A 16,912-nucleotide genomic window follows, 5' to 3' on the forward strand; every position below is an offset into this window, starting at 1 on the left:
TTGCTGTCCATACCAACAAACGTCAACGGGTTACCAGGTGATCGTCACGCCGCCGGCCAGATCCACCGGGCGGCCGTTGACGTGCAGGGTGCGCGGCGCCAGGCTGGTCAGCCGGGCCTCGCCGCCGCCCGGCCACCACGCCAGGCACTCGACCGTCACCCCGCCCCTGGCGCGCAGGCCGCGGGCCTCCCCCCGCGGCCACGGGCAGGCCGGGAGCAGGTCCAGGCTCTCCTCGGACGAGCGCACGAGCATGGCCGCGACCAGCGCGGGGACGCCGCCGCAGACGTCCACGTTGAAGATCGCGTCGCGGTTGTGGGTGGAGACCATGTTGGCGCGCCAGTAGCGCGTCACCAGCAGCGTCAGCGCCTCGTGCGCCTCGGCCGCCATGCCCAGGCGGGCGGCGGCCAGGCCGAGCTGGACCAGGCCGAAGGCCATCTCGTCGGACTCGCTGCCGCGCCACCACGCCAGGCGCCTGCGCACCGCCTCCTCGCCGCCCCGCGCCGCCTCGTCGCCCTCGTACCAGAACGGGTACAGGTGGGAGGCGTGCCGGTGGGCGTGGTTGTCCTCCAGGTCCCAGGCCCACTCGGCCAGCTCGCCGCCCGGGGCCACGCGGTAGCCGGGCAGGCGCGCGGCCAGGCGGTCCCAGCGGGGCCGCGGGTCCACCCGGCGCAGGTTGCGCACCAGATCGCGCACGGCGGCGATGTCCATCGTGGCGTTGACGCACGCCTGCGCGCGGCTGCCGGGCGGGGCGTTCTCCGGCGAGTAGGACGGGACGAAGTTGCCGTGCTCGTCCAGGAAGTCCTCGTAGAACTCGGCCGCCTCGACCATGAACGGCAGCGCCCGATCCCGCAGGAAGGCGGCGTCCTGGGTGTAGCTGTAGTGGTCGTAGTAGAGCCGGGCGAGCCAGGCGGCTCCGGCCGTCCAGAACGTCTGGCACCAGATCGGGCCGAAGTGGTTGTGGCGGCCGTGCGTCGAGACGTGGGCGGGGGTGAGGATGCCGCGGCAGCCGTACAGGGCGCGGGCGTTGTCCCTGAAGTCCGGCACCAGCCGGTCGAACAGGTCGAAGACCGGCAGCATGAGCTCCGGCGCGCCGGTGGGGTGCAGTCCGGCGACGGCGGTCTGGAGGTTGCCGTCGATGGTGTAGCCCGACTGCCAGGCGGGGGTGAAGGTGCCGCTCCACACGCCCTGGAGCGTGGGCGGCAGCTCCCCGCAGCTGGAGACGATCGCGTACCGCGCGGCGTCGAAGACGGCCTCGACCAGCTCTGGACCGCCTCCGGCCAGCAGGTCCTCGCTGCAGGCCTCGCGACGCTTGCCGCCGTGGCCGAGCCGTACGGCCGAGCGGTCCATCAGTTCCGCGTGCTGGCGCGCGTGCCCGGCCAGGAGGGCGTCGAAGTCGGCGGGGAGGTCCTCCAGCGGCGGGTACGGCTCCCGCCCCGGGATGACCACCCTGGCCAGCACGAGCGCGTCGCCAGGCAGCCGCAGCCCGCCGGGCACGGGCGTGGCCGGGCCGGTGACGCGGCACTCAACCTGGTACCCGGTGAGGGCGCCCGGCCAGTGCTCGGGAAAGCTCGCGTGGAGGACAAGCCCGGCGTCCCGGGCCGGCTCGCCGTGGGGAGCGGGCGGCGCGGGCCAGGCCGACAGCCGGTAGCCGATCGGGATCGGCGGCTCGCCCTCGACGGGCGCCAGCCGGAGCACGCCCGCCAGCCCGGTGCAGCGGATCACGACCGCGTCGGCCGCCCGCGAGACGAACACCTCCTGCCGCCCGCCGTCGCACTCCTGGGTCACCACGCCGGTCCGCAGGTCGCAGGAGCGCCGGTAGGCGGTCACGGGGGCGGGCGGCTCCAGCGCGAGGGTCGCCGCGCCGATCAGGGGGTCGATCCAGCGGGTTTCCGCGTAGCCGGGGTCCTGCCGGACGGCGAGCTCCACCACCCGGTCGGCCGCCTCCTGGCGCCGCCCGGCGTACAGCAGCCCGCGCAGCTCCGGCAGGATCCGCGCCGTGGCGGGCGGGTCGAGCGGGCGCGTGACGGGCAGGAACAGCCGCTCGTGCGAGAGCGTCACCCGCAGGTCGCGGTGCCCGCCGTACACCAGGGCGCCCTGGCGGCCGTTGCCGGTCACCAGCGCGCGCTCCCAGTCGCCGGTCCGCGTCCGTGAGAAGAACCGCATGTGCTATTAGTTTAGACAATAGCCAAACGAAGGAGAATCCCTTTGTACTACGGCGGCGACTACAACCCCGAGCAGTGGCCCGAGGAGGTCTGGCACGAGGACGTGGCGCTCATGCGGCGGGCCGGGGTCACCCTGGTCACGGTCGGCGTGTTCTCCTGGTCCCGGCTGGAGCCCGCCCCGGGCCACTACGACTTCGGCTGGCTGGACAGGGTGCTCGACCTGCTCCACGAGGGCGGGGTGGCGGTCGACCTGGCCACCCCGACCGCCTCGCCGCCGCCGTGGTTCCCGGCCGAGGCGCGCAACGTCACCGCCGACGGGGTACGGCTCACGCACGGCAGCCGCGACACCTACTGCGTCAGCTCGCCCTTCTACCGGGACAAGTCCCGCGAGATCACCGCCAGGCTGGCCGAGCGCTACGGCGGCCATCCGGCGCTGGCGATGTGGCACGTCCACAACGAGTACGGCAGCTGGTGCCACTGCGACCACACCGCCGCCGCCTTCCGCGCCTGGCTCCGCGACCGCCACGGCTCCCTCGACGCGCTGAACGACGCCTGGACGACGTCGTTCTGGAGCCAGCACTACGCCGACTGGGAGCACATCCAGCCGCCGCGGGCCACGCAGTACCTGCCCAACCCCGGCCAGGTCCTCGACTTCCGCCGCTTCCTGTCCGACGAGCTGCTGGCGCACTTCCGTGAGGCCAAGGCCATCCTGCGGCCCACCGGCAAGCCGGTCACCACCAACTTCGTCTTCGGCGACTGGGTGCCCGTCGACCAGCGGCGCTGGGCCGAAGAGGTCGACCTCGTCGCCATCGACCACTACCCGGCCGAGGACCCGCCCGCCGAGACCGCCTTCGCCGCCGACCTGGCCCGCTGCTGGGCGGGCGGCAAGCCGTGGCTGCTGATGGAGCAGGCCACCGTGACCTACACCGAGCCGCGCATCATGGCCAAGGAGCCCGGCGAGATCGCCCGGCTCAGCCTCTCGCACGTGGCGCGGGGCTCCATGGGGGCGATGTTCTTCCAGTGGCGCGCCTCGCGCGGCGGCGCGGAGCTGTGGCACGGCGGGATGGTCCCGCACGCCGGGCCCGACTCGCGCATCTTCCGCGAGGTGTGCGAGCTGGGGTCGGTGCTGCGGCGCCTGCCCGCGCCGTCGGCGCCCGTGGCGGCCGAGGCGGCGATCCTGTGGGACACCGAGTCGTGGTGGGCCACCCAGGCACCCAAGTTCCCGTCTTCGGAGGTGCGCTACCTGGACGCGGTACGGCAGGCGCACCGGGTGCTGTACCGGCACGGGGTCACGGCGGACTTCGCCCATCCCGCGGGCGACCTGTCGCGTTACCGCCTCGTGCTGGTGCCGTGCCTGTACCTGCTGCCGGACGTCTCGGCCTTGCGAGCCTACGTCGAGGGCGGCGGGACGCTGGTGGTGTCGTTCTTCAGCGGCGTCGCCGACGCCTGCGGCCGGGTGCACCTCGGCGGCTACCCGGGGGCGTTGCGGGAGCTGCTGGGGATCAGGGTGGAGGAGTTCCAGCCGCTCGCCGCGCCCGTCACGCTCTCCACGGGCGAGACGGCCTCGCTGTGGAGCGAGCGGGTGCACCTGGAGGGCGCCGTGGCGCTGGCCTGCTACCCCGACGGCACGCCGGCGATCACCCGGCACGGGAACGCCTTCTACGTGTCGACCCGGCTGACCGACGAGGGCCTGGCCCGGCTGCTGGGCCTGGCCCCGCATCCGGCCGGGCTGGAGCTCGTCCGGCGTGGCGACCTGCTCTTCGCCGTCAACCACGGGACCGAGGAGCATGCCGTCCCGGCCGGGATCGACGTGCTCACGGGCGATCGCGTCGAGCGTCTGGCCCCGGGAGCCTTCGCCGTCCTCCGCTACACCCCCTCACCACCCTGACAGGACTCCCAACCCTGCTCGCCCGCCCTCAAGCGCCCGGCGCCGCTCCCCCGGTCGACTCCCGCACCACCAGCTCGGGCTGGAACATGATCTGCTGGTGCGCGTGCGTGCCCGGGTGGTCGCACTCGTCCAGCAGCAGCTCCGCCGCCACGCGCCCCAGCTGCTGCGTCGGCTGCCGGATCGAGGTGAGCGACACCGTGGACGCCGACGCGAAGTCGATGTCGTCGTACCCGATCAGCGCCACGTCCTCCGGCACCCGCACACCCGCCTGCAGCAGCCCCCGCAGCACCCCCAGCGCCAGCAGGTCGTTGGCGCAGAACACCGCGTCGGGCAGCCGGTGCAGCAGCTTGTCCGCCGCCTGCTGCCCCGACCTGGCGGTCATCGTCGCCATCGGCACCTCCTCCAGCGCCTCGGCCGGGTCGAGCCCCGCCGCGGCCAGGGCCCGCTCGGCGCCGAGGCGGCGCTCGCGGCACTGCCGGATGCTCGGCGGCCCCGTGACGTAGGCGATCCTCTCCGCCCCGCACCGCAGCAGGTGGGTGACCGCCAGCGACCCGCCGGCCACGTCGTTGACCGCCACCGCGCACTGGTCCGGCCGCTCGGCGGGATGGTCGACGAGCACCACGTTGATGCCCCGCTCCTTGAGCGCCTCCAGCCGCGCCGGATCGTCGTCCGACGGCGTGATGAGCACCCCGCGCACCCGCTGCTCGGCGAAGACCAGCAGGTTGCGCTCCTCCTTGGCGCGGGCGCCGGAGGAGTTGCCGAGGATGACCGCGTAGCCGCGCTCGCTCGCCACCTCCTCCACGCCCGCCGCGACGTCGGTGAAGAACGGGTTGCCGATGTCGATGACCGACAGGCCGATGGTGCGGCTGTGCCCGGCGCGCAGGGTGGAGGCCGAGCCGTGCCGTACGAAACCCAGCTCCCTGATGGCCTGCTCGACGCGGGCCCGGGTGGCCGCGGAGACCTTCTCCGGCCGGTTGAGGACGTTGGACACCGTGCCGGGCGAGACGCCCGCACGTGCCGCGACCTCCTTGATGCTCACCGGCCCTCCCTGCCGTCCCTGCCGTCCTTCCTGGCCACAGGCTAGTCCGCCGTCAGCCCGCGAGCAGCTTGCGCGCCGCCTTCAGCTGCTCGGCCACCTGCGCGGACTCGCCGCCCTCGTGGGCGTTGAACGGCCAGACCCGGATGTCCTTGGGCCCGGCGTAGTGGTTGTAGGCGGCGAAGACCGTGGAGGGCGGGGTGATCCCGTCGCGCAGGGCGACCGAGAACAGCGCGGGCGTGGTGTTGCGGGCGGCGAAGTTCAGCCCGTCGAAGTAGTCGAGGGTGGAGAAGACCTCCTCGATCCGGTGCCGGTGCGACTTCAGGAAGCGGCCCAGCTCGCCGTACGGGTCCTCGTCGGTGATCTCGGCGGCGCGCCGGATGTGGGTCATGAACGGCACGTCGATGAAGGCGAACAGCAGGCCGGGCACCAGCGCGCCGACGGCCATGGCCAGGCCGCCGCCCTGGCTGCCGCCGGAGACGACGACGCGGGAGGCGTCGACGAGCGGGTGGGAGCGGGCCGCCTCGACGGCCCGGACGCCGTCGGTGTAGAGGCGGCGGTAGTAGTAGTCGTCGGGGTGCAGCACGCCCTGGGTGAGCTTGCCGCTGACCTGCGCCCCCGTGCCGCCCACGGGGTCGGCGGTGTCGCCGGGCCGCCAGCCGCCGCCCTGGCCCCGCGAGTCCATGACGAACACGGCCCACCCGGCGGCCGGCCAGGTCAGCCAGTCGTGGGGGTAGCCGCGGCCGCCGTTGTAGCCGATGTACTGCACCACGCACGGCAGCGGCGCCTCGGCCGCGGCGGGGACGAGCAGCCACCCGCGGATCTCGTGGCCGCCGAAGCCGGCGAAGCTCACGTCGAAGCAGCGCACCAGGGCCAGGTCGGTCTCCACCTCGGCGAAGGAGGCGCCCAGATCGTGGGCACGGGCCTCGGCCAGGGTGCGCTCCCAGAAGGCGTCGAAGTCCTGGGGCTCGCTGCGGGCGGGCCGGTAGTCTCGCAACTGGTCCAGCGGCATGTCGACGAACATGGGACTCCCGTCGGATTGAAACGTTCTTCACCGTCGCGGTCGGGCGGACGCCGTCGTCAAGAGCCCGCTCACCAAGGCAGAGTCCCATTGTGGCGATCAACGCGCCGCCGCACAAGGAGAGGGGTCTTGCGCGGCCTTCGCTAAGAACGTTTTAATCCCCGTAACGCGCGCCCGACACCGGGGCGCCCGCGGATGTGCGTCGACCCCGGGGAGGGGCATTGATCGTCTACGGCGGCGACTGGAATCCCGAGCAGTGGCCCGAGGAGGTCTGGGCCGAGGACGTCGCGCTGATGCGCGAGGCCGGCGTGAACCGGGTCAGCGTCGGGATCTTCTCCTGGTCCCGGCTGGAGCCCGTGGAGGGCGTCTTCGAGTTCGGCTGGCTGGACCGGTGCCTGGACCTGCTGGCCGCGGGCGGCGTCCAGGCGTGCCTGGCCACGCCCACCGCCGCGCCGCCGCCGTGGTTCGGCCACACCTACCCGGAGGCGCTGCCCGTCGACGCCGACGGCCGGACCCTCCACCACGGCAGCCGGCAGGCGTTCTGCCCCAGCTCGCCGATCTACCGGGAGAAGGCGCTGCGCGTCGCCGAGCAGGTCGCCCGCCGCTACGCGGGCCATCCGGCGCTGGCGATCTGGCACGTGCACAACGAGTACGGCTGCCACAACGCCCGCTGCTACTGCGACACCTCGGCGGCGGCCTTCCGGGCGTGGCTGCGGGAGCGCTACGGGACGCTGGAGGCCCTCAACGACGCATGGGGCACCGACTTCTGGTCCCAGCGCTACGGCGACTGGGAGCAGATCCTGCCGCCGCGCGCCACGCCCACCTTCGTCAACCCCGGCCAGCAGCTGGATTTCCGCCGCTTCAGCTCCGACGCCCTGCTCGACCTCTACCGCGCCGAGCGCGACCTGCTGGCCGAGATCACCCCGGACGTGCCCGCGACCACGAACCTGATGGCCGGCATGCACTGGGACATGGACTACTTCTCCTTCGGCCCCGAGCTGGACGTGATCGCCTCCGACCACTACCTGATCGGCGATGACCCGCACGTCCACCTGGCCTTCTCCGCCGACCTGGCCCGCTCGCTGGGCGGGGGCCGGCCGTGGGTGCTGATGGAGCACTCCACCAGCGCGGTCAACTGGCAGGGCCACAACCGCGCCAAGCGACCCGGCGAGATGCGCCGCAACTCCATCCAGCACCTCGCCAGGGGCGCCGACGCGATCATGTTCTTCCAGTGGCGCGCCTCCCGCGCCGGGGCCGAGAAGTGGCACTCGGGCATGGTGCCGCACGCCGGGAAGGACACCAAGATCTGGCGCGAGGTCGTCGAGCTGGGCGCGCTGCTGAAGGGCCTGGCCGAGGTCGCTGGCAGCACGGTCGCCGCCGAGGCCGCCGTCCTGCTGGACTACGCCAGTATCTGGGCCCAGGACCACCCCGCCCAGCCGACCTCGAACCTGCGGCCGCTGGAGGTCGTCACCGAGTGGTACGGCAAGCTCTGGGAGCTCGGCGTCACCTGCGACGTCGTCCACCCCGAGAGCGACCTGTCCGGCTACCGCCTGGTGGTCGTCCCCTCCCTCTACCTGGTCAGCGACGCGGGCGCGGCCAACCTCGAGCGCTTCACGGCGGCCGGGGGCGTCGCGCTGGTCGGGCCGTACAGCGGGATCGTCGACGAGCACGACCGCGTACGGCTGGGCGGCTACCCGGGCGCCTGGCGCGACCTGCTCGGCGTGACGGTCGAGGAGTTCTTCCCCCTCGCCGCCGGCGAGCGCGTCGAACTGTCGGGCGGCGGCGCCGGGACGGTCTGGAGCGAGGTCGCGCACGCCACCACCGCCAAGGTCCTGGACACCTACCTCACCGGCGAGCCGGCCTGGACCCGCAACACGTGGGGCGAGGGCGCCGCGCACTACCTGACCACCCTGCTCCACGGCGACGACCTGCGCCGCGTGGTGGCCGAGGTCTGCGCGGAGGCGGGCGTCGGCACCTCCGCCACCCCGGGCCTGGAGGTGGTACGGCGGGCGCACCCCGACGGCCGCCGCTACCTGTTCGCGATCAACCACACCGGCGCCGAGGCCACCGTGGCGGCCACCGGCGTCGCCCTGCCCGACGGCACCCCGGTGGAGGGCCGCCTCACGGTCCCCGCCGGAGCCGTCGCGATCGTCCGCGAGACCGCGCCGTGAGCAGCGGGGAGGACCCATGCCCGCGCCAGCCCGTGCTACTGAGACGTTTCAATTCGATGGCCGGAACGTTAAGATGAGGCACCCTTTCGGCGGCAGCGACACCTTCACGAGGGACGATGGCCAATCCCAGCATCAAGGAGGTCGCGCAGCGTGCCGGCGTCTCCGTCGGCACGGTGAGCAACGTCCTCAACCGGCCCTGGATCGTGGCACCGCGCACCCGGCAGCGGGTCCAGGACACCATTCGCGAGCTGGGTTTCGTCCGCAACGAGGCGGCCCGGCACCTGCGCGCGGGCCGGAGCAGGACGGTGGGGCTGGTCGTGCTGGACGTGGCCAACCCGTTCTTCATCGACGTCGCCCGGGGCGCCGAGGCGCTGGCGGACGAGCACGACACGATGGTGGTGCTGTGCAACAGCGACGGCGACCCGCACCGGGAGGGCCGCCACCTGGACCAGCTGGAGCAGCAGCGCGTGATGGGGATCCTCATCACGCCGGTGCGCACCGACAGCCCGCGGCTGCGCTCGCTGGTGGCCAGGGGCACGCCGGTGGTGCTGGTGGACCGCGCCGCCGCGCACGGCGGCCGCTGCTCGGTGTCGGTGGACGACCGGCTCGGTGGCCGCCTGGCCGGGACGCACCTGGTCGAGCGGGGGCACCGCCGCATCGCCTTCGTCGGCGGCCCGCTGTCCATCCAGCAGGTGGCCGACCGGCTGGCGGGCGTCACCGCCGCCGTCGAGGAGGCGGGCGGGGTGTCGCTGGAGACCCTGGAGATGCCCACGCTGAGCGTCGCCGCGGGCCGCGCGGCGGGCGAGCGGATCGCCGCCCTGCCCGACGCCTCGCGCCCCACGGCCGTCTTCTGCGGCAACGACCTGCTCGCGCTGGGCTTCCTGCAGGCGATGGCCGCGCAGGGGCTGCGCGTCCCGCACGACATGGCCATCGTCGGCTACGACGACATCGACTTCGCGGCGGCCGCCGCAGTCCCCCTGTCGTCGGTGCGCCAGCCGCGCGAGCTGCTCGGGCGCACAGCGATGGAGCTGCTGCAGGAGGAGGTCGAGGACCCGGGCGCGCACCGGCACCGGCAGGTCATCTTCCAGCCGGACCTGGTCGTGCGCGAGTCCAGCGACCTGACCCGGGCCGACTGACCGCACCCCGACCGCATCGAGACGGCGCCGAGAAAGACGGCCGCATGACCTATCACAACCCCCTGAGCTCCCCCTCCGACGTGGAGGGCTTCCGCATGGAGGGCGCCGGCGCGCTCTCCTTCCCCATGGGCAGGATGCGCCTGGAGAGCCTGCGCCCGCCCGAGGACGGGCAGGAGGCCAACATCGTGCTGTGGTGCCCGGAGGACTTCCCGGCCGACGTGACGGTGGAGTGGGACTTCTGGCCCATTCGCGAGCCCGGCCTGTGCATCCTGTTCTTCCACGCCCGCGGCAGGAACGGCGAGGACCTGTTCGACCTGAAACCCCGGACGGGCCCCTACGAGCAATACCACCACGGCGACCTGGACGCCTATCACGTGTCCTATTTCCGCCGCATGTGGCCCTCGGAACGCCGCCTGCACACCTGCAACCTGCGCAAGAGCTACGGCTTCCACCTGGTCGCGCAGGGCCCAGACCCGCTGCCCGCGGCGCTGGACGCGCAGGGTCCCTACGCCATGCGCCTGACCGTCCGCGGGGGCGAGATCACCTTCGCCGTCAACGATTTGGTCTCGTTTCAATGGCGGGACGATAATCCGCTGACCGGCGGCAAGATCGGATTTCGCCAGATGGCGCCCATGATTGGCGAATACGCGAATCTCCGCGTCACGCGCCATTGACTTTGAGACGATTCAACACTACGGTCACAGCAACCGTTCGCCGTTCACCCGCTTGTAACAAGGCAGGAACTCCGGTGCAACTCCCCGTCCCCGCACTCGCGCTCCGCCTGAACGGCGGCCCGCGATGACGTCGGCCGCCTGGTCGATCAGGCTCTACAACGCCTGCGACCAGCTGCTCTGGGCGATCAGGCTGAACCTGCTGTGGATCGCGTTCACCCTGCTGGGCGGCGTGGTCCTCGGCCTCGGCCCCGCCACCGTCGCGGCCTACACGCTGGCCCGTCGGCACGCCAGGGGTGAATCGTTTCAGGTCTGGACCGAATTCGCCCGCGCCTACCGGCGGGAGTTCGTCCGCGGCTCACTGCTGGTGCTGCCGCTGACGGCGACCGGCGTCCTCCTGGTCGGCAACCTGCTGTACTTCACCGCCCAGGGGATGACCGCGCTGCGACTGACGACCTACGTCGCGCTCGCGGCGCTGGTCGTCGTGGCGGCCTACCTGCTGCCCATGTACGTTCACTACGACCTCCGGGTAAGCGCTTACCTGCCCAAGGCGTCGCTGTTCGCGCTCACCCGCCCCGCGTCCTCGATCCTGCTGCTGTTCGCGTTCGTGGCGATCGCTCACACGGTCGAGGCCTTCCCGATCCTGGCCCCGACGGTGGCCGCCGGCGCCTGGATCCAGCTGAACACCTGGCTCTGCCTGCGCTTCTTCGAGGAGAACGAGGCTCGCCTGCACGCGAAAGGCAACTGATGAAGACAACCCCCCGTCGGCTCCTGGCCGGTGTGTTGACGCTGACAACCGCATTGCTCGCGACCGCCTGCGGCAGCGACGGCGGCGGTGGCGGCCAGGCGGCGAGCAACGAACTGACCCTGATGGTCAAGCTCTTCGGCGCCGCGCCCTCCCCCAGCGGCGAGATGCACAAGGCCGTGGAGAAGCTGACCGGCAAGAAGCTCAACATCACCTGGGTGCCGGACGCGGACTACAACGAGAAGACCAACGTCACCCTCGCCTCCGACAAGCTGCCCGACCTCATGGTCGTCAACCCCAAGAACGCCTCGTTCGCGAAGGCTGCCGAGGCCGGGGCCTTCTGGGACCTCACCGACAAGATCAAGAATTACCCGAACCTGCCCAAGGACCCCCGGATCCTGGCCAACTCCTCCACCAACGGGAAGAACTACGGCATCTACCGGGTCCGCCCGCTGCTGCGCTCCGCCATCGTGCTGCGCAAGGACTGGCTGGAGAAGCTGGGCCTGAAGGAGCCGGAGACCACCGAGGACCTCTACGAGATCGCCAAGGCCTTCACCGAGAAGGACCCCGACGGCAACGGCAAGAAGGACACCTACGGCCTGATCCTGCCGAAGTGGCCCTCCCCGCAGTTCAACGCCTCCAGCCCGTACAACGCGATCGACGTGTGGTTCGGCGCCCCGAACGGCTTCCAGATGCGCGACGGCAAGCTCGTGCCCGAGTTCGACGCCCCGGAGTTCTGGGAGGCGCAGAAGTACATCAAGAAGTTCATCGACGAGGGCCTGGTCAACCCCGACTGGGCGACGCTCGACACCGCCAAGTGGAACGACCCGTTCGTCCAGGGCAAGGGCGGCATCATCATCGACGTCAACGTGCGGGCGCAGCAGCTGTTCGACCTGTTCAAGCAGCAGGACCCGAAGGGCTACATGCACAAGGTGACGATCGCCGGCAACCTCAAGCGGCCCGACGGCCAGAAGTTCTCCCTGCCGTTCACCGGCTACAACGACGTCATCGCCGTCTCCAAGCAGAACATCCGCACCGAGCAGCAGCTCGACGACGTGCTGAAGATGATGGACAAGCTCGCCTCCAAGGAGGGCGCGGTCCTGCTGACCAACGGCATCGAGGGCAAGAACTTCAAGGTCGAGGACGGCAAGGCCGTCAAGATCAACGACCAGGACCCGGCCGTCCAGACCATCAACAACGACGTCGAGAAGGGCTTCATCCAGCTCGGCACCACCGCCAGCGTCGGCGTCTCGGGCGGCACGGGCTACGACTGGAAGCGCCAGACGCCCCAGGAGCAGGCGATCGAGGACAAGAAGAACCAGCTGGCCGAGCTCGACCTGCAGACCGCGGTGCACGACCCGACCCTGCCGTACATCTCCAAGACCGCGGTGGAGAAGGGAGCCACGCTGAACCCGATCCCCACCGACGCGCGGATCAAGCACCTGGCCGGTGAGATCACCGAGGAGCAGTTCAAGGCCGAGATCAAGCGCTGGTACGACAGCGGCGGCACCCAGATGCTGGCCGAGTTCCAGGAACTGATCAACAAGGGCTGACGGCCCCGGCAAGCCGTGGTCCTCAAGGGACGAGCAGTCCCTTGAGGACCACCGTGAGAAAGGAGGCCGCCATGGCCACGGACCTCGCATCGGCGCCCGCCAAGGCGGCCACCAAGCCTCCACGCAGACGGGCCGGGTCCTCGCCGCTGGCCAAGCTCGTGCGCCACCGCTGGCTGCTGCTGATGCTCCTGCCCGGCCTGGCCTACTTCGCGATCTTCAGGTACTGGCCGATGTACGGCCTGACCATCGCGTTCAAGGACTTCGTGCCGTTCCTCGGCATCGAGGGCAGCGAATGGGTGGGCCTGAAGCACTTCGAGGCGCTGTTCACCGGGCCGGACTTCGGCCGCCTGATGACCAACACCCTCGTCATCGCGCTGCTGATGATCCTGTTCGCCTTCCCGGCGCCGATCATCGTCGCGCTCATGCTCAACGAGCTGAGGGTGCGCTTCGTCAAGCGCACGGTCCAGTCGCTCATCTACATCCCCCACTTCCTGTCCTGGACCATCGTCGCGTCGCTGACGTATCTGCTGTTCTCCGTCGACTACGGGGTGATCGCCGGCTGGATCCACGCGATCACCGGCGGGCAGAAGATCGACTACGTCGCCCAGGAGGAGTGGTTCCGGCCGATCATCATGCTGCAGACGCTCTGGAAGAGCACCGGCTGGGGCACGATCATCTACCTGGCCGCGCTGGCCGGGGTGAACCCCGACCTGTACGAGGCGGCCCGCATGGACGGCGCCGGGCGCTGGCGGCAGTTCTGGCACGTCACGCTGCCCGCCATCCGGCCCACCATCGTCGTCATGGCCATCCTCACCTCCGGCAACCTGCTCGACCAGAGCTTCGAGCAGTTCTGGCTGATGCGGAACTCGCTCAACGCCGACGTCGCCGACGTGTTCGACACCTTCGTCTACTACGTCGGCATCACGCAGGGCGGCTACAGCTACGCCACCGCCGTCGGCCTGTTCAAGGGCGTCGCCGGGCTGGTGCTCATCTTCGGCTGCAACTGGCTGGCCAAGCGCCTCGGCCAGCGGGGCCTGTTCTAAGGAGGGGCGCGTGTCGATCGACCTGACCTCGAAGAAGCTGGCGGAGGCACCCGCCACGGTACGCAACTACGGCTCCTGGGGAAGCCGGCTGTTCGACGCGTTCAACGTCGCGTTCCTCGTCGGTCTGGCGCTCATCACCGTCCTGCCGCTGATGTACGTGCTGGCCGGGTCCTTCGCCACCGAGGCGGAGATCTCCTCCAGGCCGTTCTTCCTGTGGCCGGAGCAGTTCGTCACCAGCACCTACGACTACATCTTCGGCACCCCCACCTTCGTCCGGGCGCTGGTCACCACGGTCTGCGTGACGGCGGTCGGCACGGTGGTGCAGGTGCTGCTGACGCTCACCATGGCCTACCCGCTGTCCAAGCGGCAACTCCCCGGCAGGACGCTGGTGCTGAACCTGGTGATCTTCACGATCGTGTTCAGCGGCGGCATGATCCCGACCTACCTCGTGGTGCGCGACCTGGGCCTGCTCGACAGCTACTGGGCGCTGATCCTGCCGCTCGCGATCAACCCCTTCTACCTGATCATCGTCAAGAGCTTCTTCCAGGAGCTGCCGCAGGCCCTGGAGGAGGCCGCCCGCATCGACGGCTGCACCGAGCTGGGCGTCTTCCGGCGGATCGTGCTGCCCCTGTCCAAGCCGATCATCGCCACGTTCTCGCTCTTCTACGCGGTGGGCATCTGGAACGACTACATGTCGCCGCTGCTGTACATCAACGACAACTCCAAGTGGACCCTCCAGGTGCTGGTCCGCATGCTCACCAGCCCCGCCGCCGAGCGGTCGGTGACCGCCTTCGACTCGGTCCTGTTCCCCGAGCAGGGCATCAAGTTCGCCGTCGTGGTCGTCGCGACGCTGCCGATCCTGCTGGTCTACCCGTTCCTGCAGAAGCACTTCGCCAAGGGCGTCCTGATCGGGTCGGTGAAGGAATGACGCACCTGCGCTGGCTGGAAGGTCCGCGCAGGCAGGGCGTCACGTGGGGGGTCCCCTGGCCCCGGGGAGCGGTGGCCGCGGGCTCCTCCTTCGCCCTGCGCGACGGCACCCCCGTGCAGAGCTGGATCACCGCCACCTGGCCGGACGGCTCGGTCAAGTGGTCGGCCCACGCCATCGGGCCGCAGGCCGTGCCCGCCGAGTCCTACGAACTCGTGCCGGGCGGGACGCCTGCCGTACCCGGCGAGCCCGTCACCGTGGACGGGCTCACCATCCGCACGGGTGCCGTCACGTGGCGGCTCTCCCGGGAGGCCCTGATCGAGAGCGTCTCGTACGGCGAGCGCGAGATCGTGCGGAACGTCCGGCTCGTCAGCATCCGGCAGGACACGCCCGACGAGGACGCCGGCCGTACCCGCACGAGGACCGTCGCCCGGATCGAGCGGGTCACGGTCGAGCAGGACGGCCCGGTGCGCGCGGTCGTCCGGGTGGAGGGGCGGCACGGCGACTGGCTGCCGTTCACGGTCCGGCTGTACTTCTACGCGGGCGCGGCCGACGTGCGGATCGTGCACAGCTTCGTCTGGGACGGCGACCCCGGGCGCGACTTCCTCGCGGGCCTGGGCCTGCGGGCCGACGTGGTCATGCGGGACGAGCCGCACGACCGGCACGTACGGCTGGCCGGAGCCGAGGGCTTCCTCACCGAGGCCGTGCGCGGCCTGACCGGGCTGCGCCAGGACCCCGGCGAGGAGGCACGGCGGGCGCAGGTCGAGGGCCGCCCGGTCGGCGAGATCGGCAACCCCGAGGTGGCGCGCAGGCTCCACCTGATCCCGGTGTGGAACGACTACACGCTCGACCAGTCCAGCGCCGACGGCTTCACGCTGCGCAAGCGCACCGCGCCCGGCCACGCCTGGGTGACCGTCCCCTCGGGCACCAGATCGCGCGGCTACGGCTATGTGGGCGGGGTCAGCGGCGGCCTCGGCTTCGGCCTGCGCGACTTCTGGAAGCTGCACCCCACCCGGCTCGACGTCCGCGGCGCGGCCACCGGCGTGGCCACCGCGACCGTCTGGCTCTACTCCCCCGGCGCCCCGCCGATGGACCTGCGCTTCTGGCACGACGGCCTGGGCCAGGACACCCACGCCGAGCAACTGGAGGGCCTGGAGATCACCTACGAGGACCACGAGCCCGGCTTCGGCACGCCGTACGGCATCGCCCGCACCCACGAGCTCAGCCTGCGCGTCCACGACAGCACCCCGGCGCACGAGGAGCTCGCCGAGCACGCGGCCCTGCTCGACGCCCCCGGCCTGCTCACCGCCTCCCCCGAGCGGATCAGGCAAGCCGGCGTCTTCGGCGTGTGGGGCCTGCCCGACCCGGCCCATCAGGACATCGAGGACCGGCTGGACTTCCTGGTCTCCTACTACCGGGGCCAGGTCGAGCAGCGCCGCTGGTACGGGTTCTGGGACTACGGCGACGTCATGCACACCTACGACGCCGACCGGCACACCTGGCGCTACGACGTGGGCGGCTACGCCTGGGACAACTCCGAACTGTCGCCCGACCTGTGGCTGTGGTACCAGTACCTGCGCACCGGCCGGGCCGACGTCTTCCGCCTCGCCGAGGCGATGACCCGCCACACCGGCGAGGTGGACGTCTACCACCTCGGCCCGTGGAAGGGGCTGGGCTCCCGGCACAACGTGCAGCACTGGGGGTGCAGCTGCAAGCAGCTGCGCATCTCCAACGCGGCCTACCGGCGCTTCTTCTACTACCTGACGGCCGACGAGCGCACCGGCGACCTGATGGACGAGCTGGCCAGGCCCGAGGAGACGTTCCAGGCGATCGACCCGCTGCGCAAGTACCGGACACGCGAGGGCATCGAGGTCGGGCTCGGCGCGGACTGGGGATCCATGGCGGCCGACTGGCTGACCCGCTGGGAGCGGCACGGCGACGAGCGGGCCCGCGACCGGCTGCTCGGCACGATGGCCGACATCGCGGCGCTGCCGTACGGCTTCCTCACCGGCGAGGCGCGGCTGGACCCGGAGAGCGGCCGGTTCGACACCTCGCGGGAGCGGATCGGCGTCTCCCACCTGTCGGCCCTGTTCGGCCTGCCGGAGATCTGCGCCGAGCTGATCGACCTCGACCTCGGCGTGCCGGGCTTCGAGGAGGCGTGGCTCGGCTACTGCCGCCTGTATCTCGCCTCGCCCGAGCGGCAGCGCATGGAGCTCGGGAAAGCGCTTACCGGCATCTCGTGCATCCCCGCCCACAGCAGGCTGGCCGCCTACGCCGCCGCCCGGCTCGGCGACCCCGAGCTGGCCGCCCTCGCCTGGCACGCCTTCCGCAGCGACGAAGGCGACCAGCTCGGCAACGCCAGCCCCCTGGCCCGCACTTCCGGCTGGCACGTCACCGAGGTCCGCGGACCCCGCGTGCTCATGCCGGTCCAGGAGGCGCCCTTCGTCTCCACCAACGACGCCGCCCAGTACGGCCTGGCGGCGATCCAGCTTCTCGCCCTCATCCCCCAGCACCGGAGGTAATCCCGCGTGGAACTCACCCGACGTGAAGTGTTAGCCGGA

General features: G+C 71.3%; 12 protein-coding genes. 9 read left to right on the top strand and 3 right to left on the bottom strand.

Features of this window, described 5'->3' with window-relative positions; translation table 11 throughout:
• Positions 1-30: 30 nt before the first annotated feature.
• Positions 31-2,163: a glycosyl hydrolase family 95 catalytic domain-containing protein gene (locus tag BSB02_RS08185; protein ID WP_084958075.1), complete on the bottom strand. Its 2,133-nt coding sequence runs from the start codon at positions 2,161-2,163 to the stop codon at positions 31-33.
• Between the two features lie 42 nt (positions 2,164-2,205).
• Between BSB02_RS08185 and BSB02_RS08190 the strand changes: the two genes are divergently transcribed.
• Complete coding sequence (locus BSB02_RS08190) at positions 2,206-4,050, top strand: beta-galactosidase (protein ID WP_084958076.1); 1,845 nt, start codon at positions 2,206-2,208, stop codon at positions 4,048-4,050.
• A gap of 28 nt (positions 4,051-4,078) precedes the next feature.
• Here the strand turns inward: BSB02_RS08190 and BSB02_RS08195 are convergent, their stop codons facing one another.
• Together BSB02_RS08195 and BSB02_RS08200 are read right to left on the bottom strand one after the other, a co-directional pair.
• Complete coding sequence (locus BSB02_RS08195; protein ID WP_084958077.1) at positions 4,079-5,089, bottom strand: LacI family DNA-binding transcriptional regulator; 1,011 nt, start codon at positions 5,087-5,089, stop codon at positions 4,079-4,081.
• 52 nt (positions 5,090-5,141) lie between these two features.
• On the bottom strand, positions 5,142-6,110 hold the full coding sequence (locus BSB02_RS08200; protein WP_084958078.1) for an acetylxylan esterase: 969 nt from the start codon (positions 6,108-6,110) through the stop codon (positions 5,142-5,144).
• 218 nt (positions 6,111-6,328) lie between these two features.
• Here BSB02_RS08200 and BSB02_RS08205 point away from each other — a divergent pair, with 218 nt between their 5' ends.
• The 8 genes from BSB02_RS08205 (at position 6,329) to BSB02_RS08240 (ending at position 16,873) form a co-directional block, all read left to right on the top strand.
• Positions 6,329-8,278 carry a beta-galactosidase gene (locus BSB02_RS08205; RefSeq protein ID WP_240506269.1) on the top strand — a complete coding sequence of 650 codons (1,950 nt, stop codon included), beginning with the start codon at positions 6,329-6,331 and terminating at the stop codon, positions 8,276-8,278.
• A 116-nt stretch (positions 8,279-8,394) separates the two neighbouring features.
• Entirely contained in the window at positions 8,395-9,414 is a 1,020-nt protein-coding gene (locus tag BSB02_RS08210; RefSeq protein WP_084958080.1) for a LacI family DNA-binding transcriptional regulator, read from the top strand.
• A 44-nt stretch (positions 9,415-9,458) separates the two neighbouring features.
• Positions 9,459-10,088: a DUF1961 family protein gene (locus BSB02_RS08215; RefSeq protein WP_084958081.1), complete on the top strand. Its 630-nt coding sequence runs from the start codon at positions 9,459-9,461 to the stop codon at positions 10,086-10,088.
• Between the two features lie 124 nt (positions 10,089-10,212).
• Complete coding sequence (locus tag BSB02_RS08220) at positions 10,213-10,833, top strand: YesL family protein (protein ID WP_169729371.1); 621 nt, start codon at positions 10,213-10,215, stop codon at positions 10,831-10,833.
• 32 nt (positions 10,834-10,865) lie between these two features.
• Positions 10,866-12,383, top strand: a complete 1,518-nt coding sequence (locus tag BSB02_RS08225) for an extracellular solute-binding protein (RefSeq protein WP_240506270.1) — start codon at positions 10,866-10,868, stop codon at positions 12,381-12,383.
• 71 nt (positions 12,384-12,454) lie between these two features.
• Positions 12,455-13,426 (top strand): ABC transporter permease, encoded by a 972-nt coding sequence (locus tag BSB02_RS08230; protein WP_084958083.1) that lies wholly within the window; start codon positions 12,455-12,457, stop codon positions 13,424-13,426.
• Between the two features lie 10 nt (positions 13,427-13,436).
• Positions 13,437-14,354, top strand: coding sequence for a carbohydrate ABC transporter permease (locus BSB02_RS08235; protein WP_240506271.1), 918 nt, complete (start codon positions 13,437-13,439; stop codon positions 14,352-14,354).
• Positions 14,351-16,873 carry an exo-rhamnogalacturonan lyase family protein gene (locus BSB02_RS08240; RefSeq protein ID WP_084958084.1) on the top strand — a complete coding sequence of 841 codons (2,523 nt, stop codon included), beginning with the start codon at positions 14,351-14,353 and terminating at the stop codon, positions 16,871-16,873. Before BSB02_RS08235 ends, BSB02_RS08240 begins: the two co-directional genes overlap by 4 nt.
• Positions 16,874-16,912 lie beyond the last annotated feature (39 nt).

Source organism: Thermoactinospora rubra, from assembly GCF_002093975.1.
GTDB classification, from domain to species: Bacteria; Actinomycetota; Actinomycetes; order Streptosporangiales; family Streptosporangiaceae; genus Nonomuraea; species Nonomuraea rubra_A.

Coding starts and splice junctions, on each gene's coding strand:
- BSB02_RS08185 (WP_084958075.1), bottom strand. CDS start 2,163: ATGCGGTTCTTCTCACGGACGCGGACCGGCGACTGGGAGCGCGCGCTG.
- BSB02_RS08200 (WP_084958078.1), bottom strand. CDS start 6,110: ATGTTCGTCGACATGCCGCTGGACCAGTTGCGAGACTACCGGCCCGCC.
- BSB02_RS08210 (WP_084958080.1), top strand. CDS start 8,395: ATGGCCAATCCCAGCATCAAGGAGGTCGCGCAGCGTGCCGGCGTCTCC.
- BSB02_RS08215 (WP_084958081.1), top strand. CDS start 9,459: ATGACCTATCACAACCCCCTGAGCTCCCCCTCCGACGTGGAGGGCTTC.
- BSB02_RS08220 (WP_169729371.1), top strand. CDS start 10,213: ATGACGTCGGCCGCCTGGTCGATCAGGCTCTACAACGCCTGCGACCAG.
- BSB02_RS08230 (WP_084958083.1), top strand. CDS start 12,455: ATGGCCACGGACCTCGCATCGGCGCCCGCCAAGGCGGCCACCAAGCCT.
- BSB02_RS08240 (WP_084958084.1), top strand. CDS start 14,351: ATGACGCACCTGCGCTGGCTGGAAGGTCCGCGCAGGCAGGGCGTCACG.